The sequence below is a fragment of the Castellaniella sp. genome (assembly GCF_034674885.1).
Lineage (GTDB): Bacteria > Pseudomonadota > Gammaproteobacteria > Burkholderiales > Burkholderiaceae_B > Castellaniella.
The window spans coordinates 13,979-33,087 of record NZ_JAUCDS010000019.1 but is presented as its reverse complement, the minus strand read 5'-3'; the positions used below and the strand labels follow the sequence as shown (position 1 = coordinate 33,087).

Genomic DNA, 19,109 nt, shown 5'->3' with positions numbered 1-19,109 from the left:
GTTCAGTGTCTGACCAACCCAAAGCCAGCAGTGAATCGGGCAAGCGGATCAGCGGCGGTGATGCTGCAGCAATCGTGCAATGGCGTCGGCCAATGGGCTGGGGGCCAGCTGCTGCTGCAGATTCTCGAACGACTGCAGGGCCTGCTCATTCAGGGGCTGAGTTTCCCGGGCGGACTTTTGTGTCCCGTCGCGGCCCATGGCAGCATCGATCCGCACGACAATCGTATCGACCGGCCAGCCCGCATCCCGCAGTCGGCGGGCGGTGTCTTCCGTCAGCTGGCGCAGACGCGCAGCGTGGGCCGGGCCGGGAACCATCACCGTAATCTGCTGTCCATCCACACGGGCCACCTGGATGCGGCGGCCCAGGGCGGGCGGCAGGATTCGGGCCAGCACCGTCTGCAGTGCCAGCAGTTCGTGCGCCGTACGCAGCAGGCGCGCCCCCTGGGGGTGGTGGCTCAGCCAGTTCAGGGCCGGAACCCCGGGTGAGTGGCTGCGATGGTGCGAGGCCGAAGACATGAAGGAAGGAATGGATGAGTAGATGGATCAGGATAGCAGGGGCGGTCAAGCCGTCAGGACATTCTAGCGTGCGCCTGGCAAAGGGCGGCGGGCTGGTATTGGCTCTGACGCTGGCCGCCTGGAGCGGGGCGCAATGGCAGTCCTGGCAGGCGCGCGGCCTGGATGCGGGCCAGCGTCAGGCGCTGGATGCCCGCTTGCAGCAGGAATCCGCCGCCTTGCAGGGCAATCTCGCCGGACTGGCCGGCAAGGTCGGCGAGCTGCAGGGCCGGGTGCTGGCCATGGAGGCCGTGCGCCGCCGGATCGCCACGGCGGCCGGCCTGAACTACAGCGCCCCGGAACTGGCGCTGCCTGGCCGCACGACGGCGTCCGGGCAGCCGCAGGCCGATGCCTCGCAGGTACTGGACGACATTCCCGAACAGGATGCGGCGCTGTCCTCGATCGGCTCGGCCGAACAGTTGGGGCGTCATATCGATGCCCTGGGCCAGCGGCTGACGACCCAGGAAGACGCCTATGCCCTGGTGGATGCGGCCCTGTCGCAACAGGCCGGCTTTCAGGCCAGCCTGCCGACCTTGTCGCCCGTCGACTATCCGGCGCTCAGTTCCTCGTTCGGCTGGCGGCGCAATCCGGTCAGCGGTCGCAATACCATGCATGAAGGCCTGGATTTCGTGGCTCCCCGAGGGGCGCCGATCAGGGCCGCGTCCGGTGGCCTGGTGGTGCGGGCCGGCACCCAGCGGGGCTACGGCAAGATGGTCGAGATCGATCACGGCAACGGCCTGCGCACGCGCTATGCGCATGCCTCCAGCCTGCTGGTCAAGGCGGGCGACATCGTGCGCCAGGGCGACGTGATCGCCCGGGTCGGCAGCACGGGGCGTTCGACGGGCTCGCATCTGCACTTCGAGATCCGCATGGCGGACTACCCGCTGGACCCGACGCTGTTCATTCAGCCTGGCGGGCAGCCGCTCAATGCATCCGCGCCCGCGCGCCTGGCGGCGGCCGAAGGTGCAGCCAAAGCGAGTGGACCCCAGCTGCGTTAAACTGCATCGTTTACCTGCGGTCACTGTTCAGTGACCGTGCCTGACAATCTTCCGGTTGCCGGGCCTGCCCGACGCAGGCCTGGCCCGCAGCGACGACATACTATGGTTTCTCTGCTCAAAAAAATCATTGGCAGCCGTAATGACCGGCTGCTGAAGCAGTACCGCAAGCAGGTCGTACAGATCAATGCGCTCGAACCTGCCATGCAGGTGCTGTCCGACGACGAGCTGAAGGCCAAGACCGATGAATTCCGCCAGCGCATCGCCGACGGAAAATCCCTGAATTCCCTGTTGCCCGAGGCCTTCGCCGTGGTGCGCGAGGCCAGCAAGCGGGTCTTTGGCATGCGCCATTTCGACGTGCAGATGCTGGGGGCCATTGCGCTGCATAACGGCAAGATCGCCGAAATGCGCACCGGCGAGGGCAAGACCCTGATGGCCACCCTGGCGGTGTACCTGAACGCGCTGCCCAGTCGCGGCGTGCACGTGGTGACGGTCAACGACTACCTGGCCCGGCGCGACGCCGAATGGATGGGGCGTCTGTACGGCTTTCTGGGCATGACGACCGGGGTCGTCGTGCCGCAACAGGAAAACGAGGAAAAGCGCGCGGCCTACCAGGCCGACATCACTTACGGCACGAACAACGAATACGGCTTCGACTATCTGCGCGACAACATGGAATTCCGCCCGGAAGACCGCCGTCAGCGCAGCCTGGCCTATGCCATCGTCGACGAGGTCGACTCGATCCTGATCGACGAGGCCCGCACGCCGCTGATCATTTCCGGGCAGGCGGAAGACAATACCGAACTCTATGTGCGCATGAACGCGGTGCCGCCGCTGCTGACGCGCATGGTCGAAGAGCCCAAGCCGCACGAACCGGAACCCGAAGGCGACTTCTGGGTCGATGAAAAGGCCCAGCAGGTCCACTTGTCCGAGGCCGGGCAGATCAAGGCTGAACAGATCATGGCTCAGCAGGGCATTCTGCCGGAAGGCGAATCCCTGTATGACCCGCGCCATATCTCGCTGATGCACCATCTGCTGACCGCGTTGCGGGCGCACAATCTGTTCCATCGCGATCAGCAGTACGTGGTGCAGGACGGCGAAGTCGTGATCGTGGACGAGTTCACCGGCCGCCTGATGGCCGGGCGCCGCTGGTCCGACGGCCTGCATCAGGCCGTCGAGGCCAAGGAAGGCGTGCGCATCCAGAACGAGAACCAGACCCTGGCGTCGATCACGTTCCAGAATTATTTCCGCATGTACGACAAATTGGCGGGCATGACGGGCACGGCCGATACCGAGGCCTATGAGTTCCAGGAAATCTACGGCCTGGAAACCGTCATCATCCCGACTAACCGGCCGATGGCCCGCAATGACCAGAACGACCAGGTCTTCAAGACAGACGCGGAGAAATACCAGGCGATCCTGGCGGACATCATCGATTGCCATAAACGCGGCCAGCCGGTGCTGGTGGGTACGACCAGCATCGAGAATTCCGAGCTGCTGTCCAATGCCCTGAAGAAAGACGGCCTGCCGCACGATGTGCTGAACGCCAAGCAGCACGCCCGCGAGGCCGAAATCGTCGCCGAGGCCGGCAAGCCCGGCCACATCACGATCGCCACGAACATGGCAGGCCGCGGGACCGACATCGTGCTGGGCGGCAGCGTGGACAAACAGGTGGACCTGGTCCGCGCCGATCCCGACCTCAGTCCGGAAGAAAAAGACGCGCGCGTCGCAGCCATCCGCGCCGAGTGGGCGCCTGCCAACGAGGCCGTGAAGGCCGCCGGGGGTTTGCGCATCATCGGTACGGAACGCCACGAATCCCGCCGTATCGACAATCAGCTGCGCGGCCGTGCCGGGCGCCAGGGCGACCCGGGTTCGTCACGCTTCTATCTGTCGCTGGACGATTCGCTGATGCGTATTTTCGCGGGCGACCGGGTTCGCGCCATCATGGACCGCCTGCGCCTGCCGGAAGGCGAGCCGATCGAGGCGCGCATGGTGTCGCGTTCGATCGAATCCGCGCAGCGCAAGGTCGAGGGCCGCAACTTCGATATCCGCAAGCAACTGCTGGAATACGATGACGTAGCCAACGACCAGCGCAAGGTGTTGTATGGTCAGCGCAACGAGGTGCTGGAATCTGCGTCGGTGGCCGAGACGATCGCCAATCTGCGCGAGGCGGAAATCACGTCCGTCTTCCGCCGCTACGTTCCAGAGGAAACGATGGAAGAGCAGTGGGACGTCCCGGGCCTGCAGACGACGCTGGAATCGGACTGGGCGATGCCTATGCCGCTGGCCGAAATGCTGGAAAAGGAACCCAATCTGACGGACGACGATCTGCTGGAACGTGTCCTGGCCGAGTCCAAGCGCCTCTACGACGAGAAGGTCGCGCTGGTGGGCGTCGAGGGCTGGGGGCCGTTCGAGCGTTCAGTGCTGCTGCAGTCGCTGGACAGCAACTGGCGTTCGCACTTGGCGTCGCTGGATCACCTGCGGCAGGGGATTCATCTGCGCGGCTATGCGCAGGTGGACCCGAAGCAGGCCTACAAGCGCGAGGCGTTCACGCTGTTTTCAGACATGCTGGACCGGGTCCGCAATGAAACGATCCGGGTGCTGATGACGGTGCGGATCCAGTCGGCGGAACAGGTGGAAGTCGAAGAACCGGCGTCTCCGGCACTGGAAAATGTGCGTTATCACCACGCGGACTATGATGCGGCGCTGCGCGGGGATGATCCGGGGCTGGATCAGGCGCCCGGCGCTTCGGGTGGCGTGCCGGCAGGGGCGGTGCCCCGGGTGGGGCGCAACGATCCTTGTCCTTGCGGCAGCGGAAAGAAGTACAAGCACTGCCACGGTAAATTGGCGTGATGTTCGGAAAGGCCGGGATGGGATCCCGGCCTTTTTTCTTGCTGGTGGCGCTTTTTGGGTGTACTCCCTCGATAAGGTTCGAGGGCTTGGCGGGTTCTTGAGTCGGAACTCGGCAGTGTCCTGGGGTGGCTCCGGGCGCCGGTCGTCCGGTTCCGGCTGCGCCGGAACTTCCCGGCCGCCAGGCCATTTCCGGGGCGCTCGCCAAACTCGCGGGGTGGTCAGTCCCCCGGACTGACCACAAGCGTCCCGCTCAAACAGTGGCTCACTTGCCTCCCCTCCAATGGCCTTCTGGCCGGCGGACTCCAACAGCGCCCGGAGCCACCCCAGGACTCCGCCTGACGAATGGTGGAGTGCTGCTGGCATTGGACGGTGGAATGATCTATTCTTACTAGAACTAGATCGATGTTGTAGGAGTACGAAATGACCGCTACCGCTACACTATCCAGCAAGTTCCAGATCTCCATCCCCAAGGCCGTGCGCGAGAAGCAGCAATGGGCGGCGGGTCAGGAATTCGTCTTCATCCCAAAGGGCAAAGGTGTGCTGGTCATGCCGGTACCCGAACTTGATCAGTTGGCCGGCATCGCCAGGGGCGCGCGCGCTGATGACTATCGCGATCGCAAGGACCGCTACTGATGGCAGCGGCGCTGTGTGTGGTCGATACGTCAGCCTGGATCGAATGGTTCATTGGCAGCGCTTTGGGCAAGAGCCTGGGCAAGCGGTTTCCTGGCAAGCCGCAGTGCATCGTGCCGACCATCGTGCAGCTTGAACTGTCAAAGTGGCTGGTACGTGAACTGGGCGAGGACCAGGCCGATCAGGCGATCGCCTACACGCAGAAGTGCGTTGAGGTTCCTTTGGATACCACAATTGCCTTGCTGGCGGCGGATCTGCACCGCGAATACAAGCTGGCCACTGCTGATGCCATCGTTTATGCAACGGCGCGGTCTCAGGGCGCGGAGTTGATGACCTGCGACGCGCATTTCAAGGGATTGCCGGGCGTGGTGTTGTTCGATAAGACAGCTTGAGACCGAACGCCAGGGTCGCGCCACCGCTGTCAAAATCGCAGACATCAAGGCCTTGCTGAATTTTTATCAGCATAGGATCCGGCGCATCTCCCCGGCCTTGTGCTCATTGCCGTCCATTGAAATCTGCTGACGGGATAATCTGCGGGAGTGGGGGCCTGAGTTTTGTCGGATCGCAAAGCCTCCGATACGGCCTCGAAGGCCTGTCTGGAGAAATCAAGCAGAAGGCTGGTTTGCCCGCTGTGGCTTTCGTCTGGGCATGACCGAGCTGCTACACCAGCAGCACTACAGCAAAAACACCGTCGCCAGCCCCAGGAACAAAAAGAACCCCAGCGAATCCGTGGCGAAGGTCAGCAGCACCGACGACCCCATGGCGGGGTCCTTGCCGAAGCGGTCGCGCAGCAGCGGGATCAGCACGCCCAGGGCGGCGCCGATCAGCATATTGCCCACCATGGCCGCCATCATCACCCCCGCGATGGCGTAGGAATCCGAAATCATCCAGGCAAAGGAAGCCGCGACCAGGCTGCCGCAGGCGCCCACCAGGAACGTGACCTGCAGTTCGCGTTTGACCAGTTGCCAGATGTTGGCGCCCGTCACGCGGCCGGTGGCCATCGCGCGGATGATCATGGTCATCGTCTGGTTGCCCGAATTGCCGCCAATCCCGGCGACGATGGACATCAGGAACGCCAGGATCACGATGTGGCTGACCGTGTCCTCGAAGCGCGAAGCGACCAGCGAAGCGGTCGAGGCCGTGCATAGATTCACCAGCAGCCAGGGCGCGCGGTTGCGCAGCGCCGACAGCACGGGGGCGAAGATGTCTTCTTCCTGCAGGCCGGCGCGAGACAGTTCCTGTTCCTGGGAGTCTTCCTGCAGCACGTCCACGACCTCGTCGATGGTGACGCGGCCGATCAGGCGGCCCTGTTCGTCCACCACGGGGGCGGACACCAGGTCGTAGCGCTCGAAGGCGCTGGCGGCGTCGGCGTCTGAATCCATGGGATTCAGGCTGAGCACGTCGGGCTCCATGACGGCGTTGACCAGGGTGTCGGGTTCGCTGAGCAGCAGGCGCGAGAGCGACAGGGTGCCGCGCAGCTGGTCGGTGCGGTCGACGACAAAGATCTGGTCGGTGTGGTCGGGCAGTTCGTGCAGGCGGCGCAGGTAGCGCAGCACGACTTCCAGGGTGATGTCCTCGCGCACCCGCACCATGTCGAAGTCCATGATGGCGCCGACGGTGTCTTCCGGGTAGCCCATGGCCGCGATCAGCTGGGCGCGTTCGGCGTCGGTCAGGCCTTTCTGGACCTCGGCGATGACGTCGGGCGGCAGGTCGGGCGCCAGGTCCGCGATCTCGTCGGCGTCCATGTTGCCGGTGGCCGCGATCAGGTCCTCGTGGTCCATGGACTCGATCAGCGATTCGCGGACCCAGTCCTCGACCTCCAGCAGCACGTCCGCGTCGTATTCCTGGCTGACCAGCTGCCAGACGACCTGGCGCTGCGTGACCGGCAGGGATTCCAGGATGAAGGCGATGTCGGCCGGGTGCAGGACGTTGATGATGTGCCGGATCTCGTCTTCATGCTGGCGCTGCAGCATGCCTTCCAGCAGATTGGATCCGTCTTCGTCTTCCGTGTCGTGCTGGCGCTGGGCGAGCGCGTCCACTACCTCCTGGCGCTTCAGGATGGATTGCAGTTCCTGCAGGGCCAACTGGGCGTCTTCCGGATCCAGGCGGCGGGGGATCACGACGGGAGTTGTGGTTTCGAGCACCGGCTGATCAGCCATGGCGTCCTCAGATCGGTGGCAGGGGACGGCTGTGACGGTTTTCGTCAGTGGCCACGTAAGTCAGGGTGGCCTCGGTGACTTTGACGACTTCGGCTTCCAGGCGCTGGCGTTCCGCGTAGACCTCGACCGACACCGTGACCGAAGTGCGGCCCGTATGGGTGACAGTGGCGTAGAAGCTCAGCAGATCGCCGACGAAGACTGGTTGTTTGAAGGTGAAGGCATTCACGGCCACTGTGGCTACGCGGCCCCCCGCGCGGCGGGTGGCCGGGATGGATCCGGCGATGTCGACCTGGGACATGATCCAGCCGCCGAAGACGTCACCATGGATGTTGGCATCGGCCGGCATGGGCATGACGCGCAGCACGGCAGGGGAATGGTGCGGGGGCAGGGTGGTGGATGACATGGCGTCCTCGACAGGTGGGCGGCGCGGGCGGGCCGGCCCGATACCGGGCGTATTTTACGGCAAGCGCATGGGAAGGGGCCGGAGTCCTGAATGTGCCGGGCGCCATCTGGCCTGCAGTCAGGAGGCTGGTACGGTCGACAAGTAGCGCTGAGCCAGCAGGACCCAGTAGGCGGCGCCCAGCGGAATCAGTTCGTCGTTGAAATCGTAGCTGCCGTTGTGCAGGGTGCAGGGGCCCAGTCCGTGGCCTGGGGTGCGGTGATCGCCATCGCCGTTGCCGATCCAGATATAGCAGCCGGGGCGGGCCTGCAGCATGAAGGCGAAGTCTTCGGCACCCATGGATGGGCGCACGGCGGTGCGCACCTGATCGGCGCCCACCAGGTCGTTCAGTACCTGGGTGCTGAGGGCGGTTTCTGCCGGGTGGTTGATGGTGGCGGGATATTCGCGGCTGAACTGGAAATCAGCCGTGCAGCGCAGGGCTGCCGCCAGGTGCTGCGTGAGGTCGCGCATGCGTGATTCGATCCCGTCCAGTACCGAGGTGGACAGGGTGCGCACCGTGCCGCGCAGCACGGCCTGGTCGGGGATGACGTTGTCGGCCGACCCTGCGTGGATCTGGGTGACGCTGATGACGCCGGCGTCCAGGGGGTCCTGGTCGCGGGTCAGGATGGTCTGGAAGGCCATGGTCAGTTGGGCGGCAGCCACGACCGGGTCCACCCCCAGGTGCGGCATGGCGCCGTGGGCGCCGCGCCCCTGCAGCGTGATCTGGAAGCGGTTGCTGGAGGCCATGATGGGGCCGTCGGTCAGGCCGAAGGTGCCGACCGGCAGGCCGGGCCAGTTGTGCATGCCAAAAACCGCATCCATGGGAAACCGGTCGAACAGGCCGTCCTCGATCATGTGTCGGGCACCGCCGCCGCCTTCTTCGGCAGGCTGGAAGATCACCTGCACCGTGCCAGGGAAATCGCGGTGTTGCGCCAGGTAGCGGGCTGCCGCCAGCAGCATGGTCGTGTGGCCGTCGTGGCCGCAGGCGTGCATGACGCCTGGGTTGCGGCTGGCGTGGGCAAATGTGTTGGCCTCGGGCATGGGCAGGGCATCCATGTCGGCCCGCAGGCCGATGGACCGGCCTGTTCGCGCGCCCTCGATGCGGCCCACGACCCCCGTTTCCCCCAGGCCTCGGTGGGTCTCGATGCCCCAGGATTCCAGCAGGCGGGCCACCGTATCGGCGGTGCGGACTTCCTGGAAGGCCAGTTCGGGCCAGGCGTGGATGGATCGCCGGATGTCGGTCATGTCGGGCAGCCAGCCGCCCAGGGTGTCGAGGATCGCTTGTTTCATAGATGTCGGGTGATGAGTGCGTCCAGGGCCAGGGCGATGTGCGGGTTGGCCGCGATGACGTAGCCGCCCTGGGGCCAGGGGTCCTGGCGATGCATATCCTCGCAGACGCCGCCTGCAGCCCGGACCAGGATCGTGCCGGCCGCGACGTCCCAGGGTGCCAGGCCCATTTCCCAGTAGCCATCGTAGCGCCCACAGGCGGTCCAGGCCAGGTCCAGCGCGGCTGAGCCCAGCCGGCGCACGCCCCGGGTCTGGTGCATGGCGTCCAGGAAGCCGGGCATGTATTGCGGTTCGAAGGAAAAGTCCCGGAAGGGGAAACCGGTGGCCAGCACGGACTGGCTCAGTGAATCCGTGCTGGAGCAATGGATGCGCCGGCCATTGAGCCAGGCGCCGATGCCGTGCAGGGCGGTGAACAGTTCCTGGCGGTTGGGGTCGTAGACAACGCCGATCAGGGGCGTATCTTGCGGCAGGATCGTCTGGCCATCGGGTTTGCTGCCGGCATGGCCGATCAGTGCGATGGATACCGCGTAGTGGGGAATGCCGCTGAGGAAATTGGTGGTGCCATCCAGAGGGTCGATGCACCAGGTGGCCTGGCTGCCCGGTTGGCCGCCGGATTCCTCGGCGATGATGCCGATGTCCGGGGTGCGTTCCCGCAGAATGGCGATGATGGCTTGTTCGGCCTCGCGGTCGGCCTGGGAGACCAGGTCGTTGCGTTGCTTGGTGTCGATGACCAGGTCGCTGCGATGCAGGGCGTGGGTTTGTAAAATGGCTGCCGCTGCATGGGCGGCCGTGACGGCAGCATCCAGGTAGTCGGCCGACAGGAGATGCGGTTTCAACATATCAGTATCGTTCCTGTGCTGCGCCCGCGAGACCGCCAGCCGGCCCGCGCGCTGCGTGGCGTATTTCATTGTACGTGAGCATCCAGAGAGTGTCCCGCCATGTCCGGCCCCTATGAAAGACTGATCCCTGCTCGCTGGAGCGAGGATGCGCGGGGCGTTCCGCGCAGCGAACGCTATGGCGACGTCTACTACGGCCAGGCGGGGGCGGTGGCGCAGGCCCGCCATATCTTCCTGCGGGGCAATGGTCTGCCGCAGCGCTGGCAGGGCCGCGAGGCCTTCACGATTTGCGAGACCGGCTTCGGGCTGGGACAAAATTTCCTGACGGCCTGGCAGGCCTGGCGCGACGATCCGCAGCGCAGCGCCCGGCTGCACTACGTGGCCTTCGAGGCCCATCCCTTCCCGGTGCCGGATCTGATTCGCGCCTGGGGGCGCTTGCCCGATGATATGCAGTCGCTGGCCGATGATCTGGCAGCCTGCTGGCCGGCGTTGACCCCTGGGGTGCATCGCCTGGATCTGGCGGGTGGCCGCGTCAGCCTGACCCTGCTCTTTGGGGACATCATGCGTACCGCCCGGCAGGCCGAGGCGGTGGTCGATGCCTTTTTTCTGGATGGCTTTGCGCCCCGGACCAATCCCGAAATGTGGTCGCCCACGGTCTTCGGGCAGTTGCGGCGGCTGGCTCGGGTCGGAGCGACGGCCGCCAGCTGGTGTTCCGCCGGCCAGATGCGGCGCGACCTGCGCGATGCCGGGTTTCTGGTCCGCAAGATCCCGGGGCTGGCGGGCAAGCATGAAATGACAGTGGCCGTGTTGCGCCCCAATCTGGGGGTACGGCCGTCCCCGCCGCGCCGGCTGGCTGTAGCCATCATCGGCGCCGGCCTGGCCGGCGCCGGGATGGCCCAGGCCCTGGCCCTGCGGGGACATGAAGTCCAGGTCTGGGATCCGTCCTGCACGCTGGATGCGGACCCGGCGAACCGGCGGCTGGGGGCTGCCGCCCTGGTGCCCGCGCTGAGCCCGGACGACGATACGCGTTCCCGCCTGAGCCGTGTGGGCCTGGAGCGCGCCTGGGCGCGTTGGCACGGGCTGGATGAAGACGCTCGGCCCGACCCCTGCGGCGCCCTGGTTTGCGCACAGACGGACGATCATGCCCGGATGCAGCAGCATGCATTGGCGCGATTGCAGTTCCCCGAGGACTGGGTGCGCTGGCTGACGGCGCCCGAGGCCGGCGGCCATGCAGGTGTGGACCTGCAGCGGGGGGGCTTATGGTTTCCTGATGCCTTGCGGATCTGCCCGGGGGCTTTGATCGCGGCCTTGATGGCGCAGCCTGGCGTGACCCGGCATGCTGTGCACGTGGGTAGTTTGCGGCCCGAGTCCGACGGCGGCTGGGTGCTGTTGGCCGATGATGGCGCGGCCCTGGGACGGGCCGACCAGGTCGTGCTGGCCAATGCCCGGCATGCAGCGCCGCTGCTGGCCACTTGCGTGTCTTTGTCGGGCTGGCCGGTGCTGGAGGGGGTGATGCCGCTGGCCGGGCAGGTCAGCCTCTATCCGGTGGCGCCATCGGAATCCCGGACGCCGTCGTGTATTGTGTCGGGCAATGGCTATTGCCTGCCTCCGCGTCACGGCTGGGCCGTGGCGGGCAGCACGTACCGGCCGGGGGGCGTCGACAGCGTGGCCGATCTGGATGGGCATCGAGAGATCCTGGCGCGGATCGGCGCCTGGCTGCCGGATGGGGCCTTGCCCTGGCTGGGGCGCGGAGCCCCGCAGGGCTGGGCGGGCTGGCGGGCGGCCACGCGCGATCACCTGCCCATCATCGATGCCGTGCCTGGGTTGCCTGGCGTGTGGCTGGCGTGTGCGTATGGGTCCAGGGGCTTGAGCTGGTCGGCGCTGGCCGGCGACCTGATCGCGTCCCGGCTGGATCAGGAACCCAGGCCGATCGAACGTGAATTGCAACATCGAATTCGCGTGCGCTGATGCCCGGCACGGGGGGCCGGGCAGGAAAAACTGCCTGAAAACCGGGGGCAAACGGCGGTTTTCGGAGTGAAACTGCGGTCGGATTTTATTTTATGGCGCAAATCCGTCAGAATAATGTCTTTTACAAGACTCATGTGGGCGAATTGCCCAGAGGATCACGCTGTGTCGCCCACCATCGAATTGGCGGACCAACTGTTCGAGACAGGCCCGGCCACCACGACGTCGTCCTGCGTCGAGTGGGCCTACCATTCTGACGAATGGTGTTTGCGCATCGAAGCCCACGCCCCCGGCGTCTATCGCCTGCGCTGCGGCCCACGCACCTGGCTGGAACCCGGAAAACCGACGGCGCGGGCACAGCGCCAGGCCGACATGCTGTTGGCCCGTCACGAGGCAGTCGGCGAATTCGACTGCCAATCCCCCGAATCCGGCGTCTGGCGCCTGACGCAGGGGGATGCCTGCCTGCAGATCGGCGGGGCCGAACCCTCCATCCAGCTGCTGCATCGGGACCGGTGCATAGCGCGCGCCAGGGCGTCCTTCCATCCGGCGGTTGGCAGCGACGGCGCTTCGACCTGGTCGATCGACTGGTCTCTGGACGAAACCGAAGGCCTGTTCGGCCTGGGTGAAACCCAGGGGGACCCGGACCGGCGCGGCAGCCTGCTGGTATCGGACAGCCCGGCCGACCGTTGCCTGCCGCTGGCCTGGACGCCGGCCGGCTGGGGCGTGGCAGCCAATACCCTGGATCGGGTCGAACACGATGCCCGCGAGCCCGGCAGTTACCGGATGCAGGTGCGCGGGGCCGGGCTGGACGTCTTCCTGTTCATCGGCGATCCGTCGGAAATCCTCAATCAATATACCGCGCTGACCGGTCGCGCCGGCCAGCCGAATCTCTGGCCCATGGGGGTCTGGCTGGACCAGGCTGCCGGACAGACGATCGACGACAGCCTGCAGCAGATTCGCAGCCTGCGCGCGCAGGGTCTGGCGCTGGATGTCCTGCGCCTGGCCGATCCCGCCATCATCGGGTTCCAGACGGACAAACCCGTCTTCGAGTGGTCCGATCGCGCCCCGGATTGGCGCGCCCTGGTCGCGGCCGCCGAATCCCTGGACATCCATCTGGCCGGCAGCGTAGTTCCCGGGGTCGTGCAGGGCACCGCCTTGTTCGACGAATGGGAAGATCGGGGCTGGCTGCTGTGCGATGACGGTGGGGCGGCCTGGGTCTGTCCCGGCACACCGGCCTCGGATGGCCGGCCTTTCGGTTTGCTGGACCTGACCCACAAGGACGCCGCCCGTCTCTGGACGGAACGCTACCAACAGGCGCTGGAAGACGGGCTGGAAGCCCCGGCCTGCCAGGCGCAGTTCGATTTTCCTTCGGTGGTCGAGGCCCGGGGCGGCGAGTCCGACGCGGTGCTGCGCACCGCCTACCCGCACCTGGCGCGGCGCGCCCTGTTCGATGCCGTCGCCGGGCCGCGCACGCCCCAGGAAGGCGTCATGCTCAGCCGCGATCTGTTCCCGGGCGTGCAGCGGTTCGCCTGGCAACAGGGGCCGGACGTGGACAACACCTGGGACGGCTACGCCCGCACCTTGCGCGCAGCGCTGTCGGTTGGCAATAGCGGCGTAGCCGTGCAGACGCACGGGCTGGGCAGTGCCTCGCATCCGACTGCGGGCATGTCCCCTGAGCTGTATCTGCGCTGGCTGGCGATGTGCGTGTTTTCCGCCAATTTCAGCTTCCAGGGCGCTCCTGATCTGATGCCCGATGCCTTCGATGCGGACACCCGCGCGACAATCAAACACTGGCTGCAGTGGCGCTATCGCTTGCTGCCCTACGTGGCCGGCATCATCGACGATGCCGTGCGCACCGGCCTGCCGGTGCAGCGTTCGATGATGCAGGCCTATCCCGAAGACCCGGATGCGCATGCCTGGGACACCCAATACCTGCTGGGGCCTGCGCTGCTGGTGGCGCCGGTCATGCAGCCGGGCGGCGAAACCGAGATCTACCTGCCCAAGGGCGACGCCTGGTGGGACCTGGGAACGGGCTGGCGCTACGAAGGCGGCACCCGCTGGACGGTCAGCGCCGGCCTGAACGACCTGCCCGTGTTCGGCCGCGAAGGGCACATGCTGTGCCTGGGGCCGGTGGCGCAGCATACCGGCGAGATCAATTCCGCCCGCATCCTGGAAGAGGTCTGGATGTTCGGCATGCCGGAACACAATCCGGTGGTCATGCGCAACAAGATCCGCGTCATGCAGATGCAGGGATCCAGCTACATCAAAGGACTGGAAGGCCTGAAGATCCTGCCGTCCGAGGGCCTCGAGGTCAAGCGTCGCGGCGCGGAAGTCCGGATCTCACGGGCGCGATGATTCGGTAACCGGTACTTCGACGCGTAGCCCGGGGTTGAAGACCGGGTTTTCGTTGACCCCGTCGCGGCAGTAGCCCCGGGGGTTGCACAGCACGCGAGTGCCGCGCACGACATAGTCGAAGCTGTCGTGCGTGTGTCCGTGCACCCACAGGCAGGCGCGCCCCATCAGCCCCGTGCAGTCGGACACGAAGCCGGCGCTGATCAGGGAATCCTCGAAACGCGGGTGGACGCTGCGCAGGCTGGGCGCATGGTGCGTGATGACCACGGTCGGGCCGTCGAACGGTTCGTCCAGCATCGTGTCCAGCCAATCATATTGCTGCCGGAACAAAATTGCGGAATCCTGCGGTGTGAAGCGCGACCCGTCGCCGTTGCGTATGACCTGGAAGTCCCGCATGAACTGGCCGGTCTGTTCCATGGCGTGGTCGCGTTGGTCCGTGCCGAACAGTTCGAAATCCGTCCAGAGCGTAGCCCCCAGGAATCGAACCCCGTTGATGACTGCCGTCCTTTGATCCAGCAGTTCGATGCCGTGCTGGGCGGCGGCCTGTGCCAGCTGCGCGCGCACCCCTGGAATGTCCCCGCCGTAGAATTCGTGATTGCCCGGCACGTAGAGCACGGGCCGCGGGATCTGTTCCGCCCACTGCATCGCCGCCTGTGGGCGGGCGATGTCGCCCGCGAGAATGGTGACGTCGGCCTGGATGTCGGGCAACGCCAGACCCTGCATGCTGAGATGCAAGTCCGATACGATGTGCAGCCGCAGGGCTGCTGGGTCACGGGATTCTGACATGAAGGCCAATTCTCCCTAGGCTACTTGACGGCATTTTCATATGATGTCAAAATTTAATGCTTAGGTTGGGTCGTTAGCTCAGTCGGTAGAGCACCGGACTTTTAATCCGTTGGTCGCGCGTTCGAGCCGCGCACGACCCACCATATCTTCTGTATTCATTCCCCCTTTGCACGTCCTTTGTCGCCTGCCTGCGCGCAGCCGCGAGCACCGGCTATGGACATTCTGCCGCCAGATTCAAGGCCTGTGAATATGTGTTTCCCCGCATGTGCATGCGGGGAAGTGACGTGTGATCGTCAGTGGGGGGTGTGCGGCGAGCGCCCGATGCCGTGGCCATACACCAGCCGGCCGCCCAGCCAGCCGCCGACCGCCAGGGCGATGAAGCCGAGTGCGTCGAGCAGCAGCGCCAACGCGTCCGGGGGCAGGGGCTGCAGGTGGTCCAGGCCGATCAGCAGCCGTGCGGTGAAGAGCGCGAATGCGGTCAGCATGACGCCCATGTGCCAATAGGTGTCCCGCAAGGCGGGGCCGTCCGGGATCCGGGCGAGTTCCATGAGTCCCGCCGTCATGGCGGCCAGGGCCATCATGCAGCCGACCGCCAGCAATCCGGCCGACCATTGCCAGGCGGCTTCGCCAAGCCACAGGCTGGCGAAATCGGTCAGCGCGGATAATGACCAGCAGGCGACCGGAAAATGCACCAGCGCGGGATGGAGAGGGTGGCGCATGGCGCTACAGAACGAGGCTCAGCAGGGTCAGAAAACCGATCACGGCCAAGGCAGCGTGCAGAATCACGACCGCCTTGGGCGGCAGGCGCTTGCGCAGATGGAAGGACGCCAGGAAGAACCCGCCCAGAGCAGCGATCAGCAGGATGATGAAACCGACCAGCACCTGCTGCGCGGCGTTGCCCTGCACCAGCAGGGTGATCAGCAGAATCAGGCCGATGGCGCCCAGCAGCGCGTGCAGCACGGATAGCGCCCAGGGCGCGAACTTGCCTCGCAGTACGTGCGCGGCAAGGATCAGGCCGCCGATGGCGGCAATGGCGAAGACCAGTAGGGTGACGGTCAGCATTTGGAGGTTCTCCTGATGGGGTCATGGCCGGTCGTGACACGTGTTCCGCCGGTCTTGCCTCAATAGATGCTGGATCGTCCGGATTTGTTTCACGCCGGGCGGCGCGTTTCCGCCCGGATGACGATGAGCAGGCCGGCCAGCAGGGCCGCCAGGCCCGCATAGGCGGGCGCATCGGGCCGCTCGCCCACTATCAGGATGGCCAGCAGGAAAGCGGTGACCGGTTCCATCAGTGCCAGCGACACGCCGCTGGCCGCGCTGATGCTGCGCAGACCGGTGGTGAACAGCAGATAGGCGATGCCTGTGGCGGCCACCCCCAGGAAACCGACCACCAGCCAGCCCGAAGGCGTGATCTGCAGTGCTCCGGCTTGCAGTCCCGCCGCAGGCAGCGCTAGCACTGCGCCTACCGAGAACACCCCCAGCGTCGTGACGGCCGGGGATGTCCGATGGACGAGTTGCTTGTTGATCAGCGCATACAGCGCATAGCACAGGCCCGAGGCCAGGCACAGGCCGATGCCCAGCGGGTCGGCCTGCACGTCACCACCGCGCCCGAATACCAGCAGCACGCCGCCGCCCACCGCCAGCAGGGTGCCCAGCCACCAGCCCCATGCCGGGCGCGCGCCTGACAGGACCTGCAGCAGGCCGGCCCAGATCGGACCGCTGCCCAGCGCCAGCGCCGTGCCGACCGCCACGCCGGTGATCTTGACCCCGGCGAAGAACGTCAGGTTGTAGCCCGCCATGCAGGCGCCCGCCCAGATCGCCTGCTTCCAGCACAGTGCGGACAGTTCGTGGCGCAGGCGTGCGGCTCCCAGGTGCCAGGCGGCGTAGGCAAGGAAGAAGACGGCTGCCACCAGCAGGCGCAGGGCCCCCACCCAGTAGGGCGACAGCGCGGCGTCGGAGAAGCTTTGCGCCGTGCCCGTGGTGCCCCAGAACAGGCCGGCTGCCAGCACCAGCAGCGCGCCGTTCAGGGGTGTGCCTGGGGCCAGGGAGGCGGTGTCTGATGATTTCGATCGTGTGTTCATGCCGCCATGATGGCAGCGTGTCGGCGCCGGAACTATCGAGAAACTCGCGTGGATGCGTCAGCCCTGGGGCTGGCGCAAGGTCCGGGCTGTGGCGTCCATGTCGCGCCGCAGGGCGTAGGCCAGGGCGCTGGCGGATCGGTAGCCGACCCGCGCGGCGGCGGCCTCCAGGGTCACGCCCCGCGTCAGCAGGCGGCTGGCCTGTTTGAGCCGCAGGGTGCGCAGGTAGTTACCGGGCGTACTGCCGCTCAGTTCCAGCAGGCGCGCATGGAAGCGCTGCGCGCTGAGATGGAAGAGACCGGCCATGCGAGCGGTGTTCCAGGGTTCGTCCAGCGCAGTCGTCAGTGCGGCGTCCAGGCGGGCCAGGTCGAGCCCCCGGCGCGAAGGCAGCACGGTCGGCAGTCCCAGCAGCAGGGCAAGCTGCCGGCCGGCGTCGCCGTGTTCGTCCAGCGTGCGGCAGGCCGGGGTGAGCGCAAAGCGTCGCAGCCGCGACAGGCCGGCGGATTCCGGCGCGTCGATGACCAGGATGCGCGTGCCGGGCTGCGCCTGGTAGGCGTGCCGGGCACCGGCCGGGATGATCATGCCGCAGGACGGATCCGTGAATGCTGCGTGCCCGTCGACGTCCAGTTCCATGCGTCCGGCCAGCGGCACCATGACCTGGACGTGCTCGTGCACGTGGGCGTGGGCCTGTCCGTCATAGTGGCGCAGGGAATTGACCGGTTCTGTAAGGTGCATGGCGGGGCGCAGGTTTCGGGATGCGGCGGGTCCGGGAAGGTTTTGTGTTGCGGGTAGCTTACTATTCATTCCTTCGGCCGTCTGCGGCCTGTCGTCATCGTGCGGACATCATGCTGGCATTGATTATTTTTGCGGTCACCCTGGTTCTGGTGATCTGGCAGCCTCGCGACCTGGGCATTGGCTGGATCGCCCTGGGTGGCGCGGGCGTGGCGCTGCTCACGGGTGTCGTGCAGTGGGCAGACGTCGCGACGGTCTGGGGCATCGTCTGGGATGCCACCTTCACATTCGTCGCGCTGATCATCATCTCCCTGATCCTGGATGAGGCGGGGTTCTTCTCCTGGGCTGCCCTGCACGTCGCCCGCTGGGGCGCGGGCCGGGGGGGCCGGCTGTTCGCCCTGATCATCGTCCTGGGGGCTGTCATTGCCGCCTTTTTCGCCAACGACGGCGCTGCCTTGCTGCTGACGCCCATCGTCATCGCCATCCTGGTCCGCCTGCGCTTCGCCCCGGGCGCTACGCTGGCGTTCATCATCGCGACAGGCTTTGTCGCCGATACCACCAGCCTGCCCCTGATCATCTCCAATCTGGTCAATATCGTCAGCGCCAATTATTTCGGCGTCGGGTTCGGGCGGTATGCGCTCGTCATGGTGCCGGTGAACCTGGTGTCGCTGGCTGCAACGCTGGGGGTGCTGTGGCTGGCCTTCCGGCGCCAGGTGCCGGCCGTTTACCGGGTGGACGCGCTGGAGCCGCCCCGGTCGGTCATCCAGGATGCCCTGATCTTCCGGATGGCGCCGCCCCTGCTGGCGGTTCTGCTGCTGGCCTACTTTGTGACGGCGCCGTCTGGCATCCCGGTCTCGCTGGTGACCGGCACCGCCGCGCTGTTGTTGATGGCGATCGCCGGGCGCTGGTGGCAGGGCGGTCGCGGGGCCGTGGTGTCGGTGGCGTCGGCCTTGCGCCATGCCCCCTGGCAGATCGTGCTGTTTTCCGTCGGCATGTATCTGGTGGTGTATGGGCTGGGCAAGGCCGGCCTGACCGATGAGGGCGCTCGCGCGCTGGTCTGGCTGTCGCAGCAGGGGGGCTTCGTCGCCACGGTGGGCACCGGTTTCCTGTCGGCCATCCTGGCGTCGGTGATGAACAATCTGCCGTCCACGCTGGTCGGGGCGCTGGCCATCGGCCAGGCCCAGGTGGCCTCCCATGTCCAGGAACTGATGGTCTATGCCAACGTGATCGGCAACGACCTGGGCCCGAAGTTCACGCCCATCGGCAGTCTGGCCACCTTGCTGTGGCTGCACGTGCTGGCGGGCAAGGGCTATGGGATCGGTTGGGGGCAGTACATGCGGATCGGCATCCTGATCACCCCGCCGGTCCTGCTGCTGGTGCTGGCGGCCCTGTACGGATGGCTGTCCCTGCTGGGCGCGGCGGCCTGATGTCCGGCGGCCTTCGCG

The 19,109-nt window shown here is 66.2% G+C and carries 17 protein-coding genes and 1 tRNA gene; 8 read left to right on the top strand and 10 right to left on the bottom strand.

Annotated elements, in window-relative coordinates; translation table 11 throughout:
- Nucleotides 1-48: 48 nt before the first annotated feature.
- The gene (locus VDP74_RS11065) at nucleotides 49-516 is read right to left on the bottom strand and encodes a DciA family protein (protein ID WP_322999691.1); all 468 of its coding nucleotides are present in this window, start codon (nucleotides 514-516) and stop codon (nucleotides 49-51) included.
- Between the two features lie 68 nt (nucleotides 517-584).
- On the opposite strand from VDP74_RS11065, the gene VDP74_RS11060 reads away from it, so the two are divergent.
- From VDP74_RS11060 to VDP74_RS11045, 4 genes are all read left to right on the top strand, one after another.
- Nucleotides 585-1,550 carry a M23 family metallopeptidase gene (locus VDP74_RS11060; protein ID WP_322999690.1) on the top strand — a complete coding sequence of 322 codons (966 nt, stop codon included), beginning with the start codon at nucleotides 585-587 and terminating at the stop codon, nucleotides 1,548-1,550.
- A gap of 102 nt (nucleotides 1,551-1,652) precedes the next feature.
- Nucleotides 1,653-4,400, top strand: a complete 2,748-nt coding sequence (gene secA, locus VDP74_RS11055; protein ID WP_322999689.1) for a preprotein translocase subunit SecA — start codon at nucleotides 1,653-1,655, stop codon at nucleotides 4,398-4,400.
- Nucleotides 4,401-4,820: 420 nt separating this feature from the next.
- Entirely contained in the window at nucleotides 4,821-5,033 is a 213-nt protein-coding gene (locus VDP74_RS11050) for an AbrB/MazE/SpoVT family DNA-binding domain-containing protein (RefSeq protein ID WP_322999688.1), read from the top strand.
- Nucleotides 5,033-5,422: a type II toxin-antitoxin system VapC family toxin gene (locus VDP74_RS11045; protein ID WP_322999687.1), complete on the top strand. Its 390-nt coding sequence runs from the start codon at nucleotides 5,033-5,035 to the stop codon at nucleotides 5,420-5,422. Before VDP74_RS11050 ends, VDP74_RS11045 begins: the two co-directional genes overlap by 1 nt.
- Before the next feature lie 282 nt (nucleotides 5,423-5,704).
- On the opposite strand, the gene mgtE is transcribed toward VDP74_RS11045, so the two are convergent.
- The 4 genes from mgtE to VDP74_RS11025 form a co-directional block, all read right to left on the bottom strand.
- Entirely contained in the window at nucleotides 5,705-7,189 is a 1,485-nt protein-coding gene (gene mgtE / locus VDP74_RS11040) for a magnesium transporter (RefSeq protein WP_322999686.1), read from the bottom strand.
- Between the two features lie 7 nt (nucleotides 7,190-7,196).
- A complete protein-coding gene (locus VDP74_RS11035) occupies nucleotides 7,197-7,592 on the bottom strand; it encodes an acyl-CoA thioesterase (RefSeq protein WP_322999685.1) in 396 nt (131 codons plus the stop codon).
- Nucleotides 7,593-7,709: 117 nt separating this feature from the next.
- Nucleotides 7,710-8,918, bottom strand: coding sequence for a M20 aminoacylase family protein (locus VDP74_RS11030; RefSeq protein WP_322999684.1), 1,209 nt, complete (start codon nucleotides 8,916-8,918; stop codon nucleotides 7,710-7,712).
- Nucleotides 8,915-9,754 carry an inositol monophosphatase family protein gene (locus VDP74_RS11025; protein ID WP_322999683.1) on the bottom strand — a complete coding sequence of 280 codons (840 nt, stop codon included), beginning with the start codon at nucleotides 9,752-9,754 and terminating at the stop codon, nucleotides 8,915-8,917. Before VDP74_RS11025 ends, VDP74_RS11030 begins: the two co-directional genes overlap by 4 nt.
- 99 nt (nucleotides 9,755-9,853) lie before the next feature.
- On the opposite strand from VDP74_RS11025, the gene mnmC reads away from it, so the two are divergent.
- The gene (gene mnmC / locus VDP74_RS11020; RefSeq protein WP_322999682.1) at nucleotides 9,854-11,719 is read left to right on the top strand and encodes an FAD-dependent 5-carboxymethylaminomethyl-2-thiouridine(34) oxidoreductase MnmC; all 1,866 of its coding nucleotides are present in this window, start codon (nucleotides 9,854-9,856) and stop codon (nucleotides 11,717-11,719) included.
- Between the two features lie 264 nt (nucleotides 11,720-11,983).
- Complete coding sequence (locus tag VDP74_RS11015) at nucleotides 11,984-14,071, top strand: glycoside hydrolase family 31 protein (protein WP_322999714.1); 2,088 nt, start codon at nucleotides 11,984-11,986, stop codon at nucleotides 14,069-14,071.
- Here VDP74_RS11015 and VDP74_RS11010 read toward each other — a convergent pair.
- Entirely contained in the window at nucleotides 14,057-14,854 is a 798-nt protein-coding gene (locus VDP74_RS11010) for a metallophosphoesterase (protein ID WP_322999681.1), read from the bottom strand. The genes VDP74_RS11015 and VDP74_RS11010 overlap by 15 nt on opposite strands.
- Before the next feature lie 67 nt (nucleotides 14,855-14,921).
- On the opposite strand from VDP74_RS11010, the gene VDP74_RS11005 reads away from it, so the two are divergent.
- Nucleotides 14,922-14,997: transfer RNA gene (locus VDP74_RS11005), tRNA-Lys, on the top strand.
- A 150-nt stretch (nucleotides 14,998-15,147) separates the two neighbouring features.
- Here the strand turns inward: VDP74_RS11005 and VDP74_RS11000 are convergent.
- From VDP74_RS11000 to VDP74_RS10985, 4 genes are all read right to left on the bottom strand, one after another.
- Nucleotides 15,148-15,573, bottom strand: coding sequence for a DUF2231 domain-containing protein (locus VDP74_RS11000; protein ID WP_322999680.1), 426 nt, complete (start codon nucleotides 15,571-15,573; stop codon nucleotides 15,148-15,150).
- 4 nt (nucleotides 15,574-15,577) lie between these two features.
- The gene (locus VDP74_RS10995; protein WP_322999679.1) at nucleotides 15,578-15,916 is read right to left on the bottom strand and encodes a hypothetical protein; all 339 of its coding nucleotides are present in this window, start codon (nucleotides 15,914-15,916) and stop codon (nucleotides 15,578-15,580) included.
- 89 nt (nucleotides 15,917-16,005) lie between these two features.
- Complete coding sequence (locus VDP74_RS10990; RefSeq protein WP_322999678.1) at nucleotides 16,006-16,935, bottom strand: DMT family transporter; 930 nt, start codon at nucleotides 16,933-16,935, stop codon at nucleotides 16,006-16,008.
- Between the two features lie 57 nt (nucleotides 16,936-16,992).
- Entirely contained in the window at nucleotides 16,993-17,667 is a 675-nt protein-coding gene (locus tag VDP74_RS10985) for a helix-turn-helix domain-containing protein (protein WP_322999677.1), read from the bottom strand.
- Between the two features lie 107 nt (nucleotides 17,668-17,774).
- Here VDP74_RS10985 and VDP74_RS10980 point away from each other — a divergent pair, with 107 nt between their 5' ends.
- Nucleotides 17,775-19,091 (top strand): arsenic transporter, encoded by a 1,317-nt coding sequence (locus tag VDP74_RS10980; protein WP_322999713.1) that lies wholly within the window; start codon nucleotides 17,775-17,777, stop codon nucleotides 19,089-19,091.
- Nucleotides 19,092-19,109: the final 18 nt, after the last annotated feature.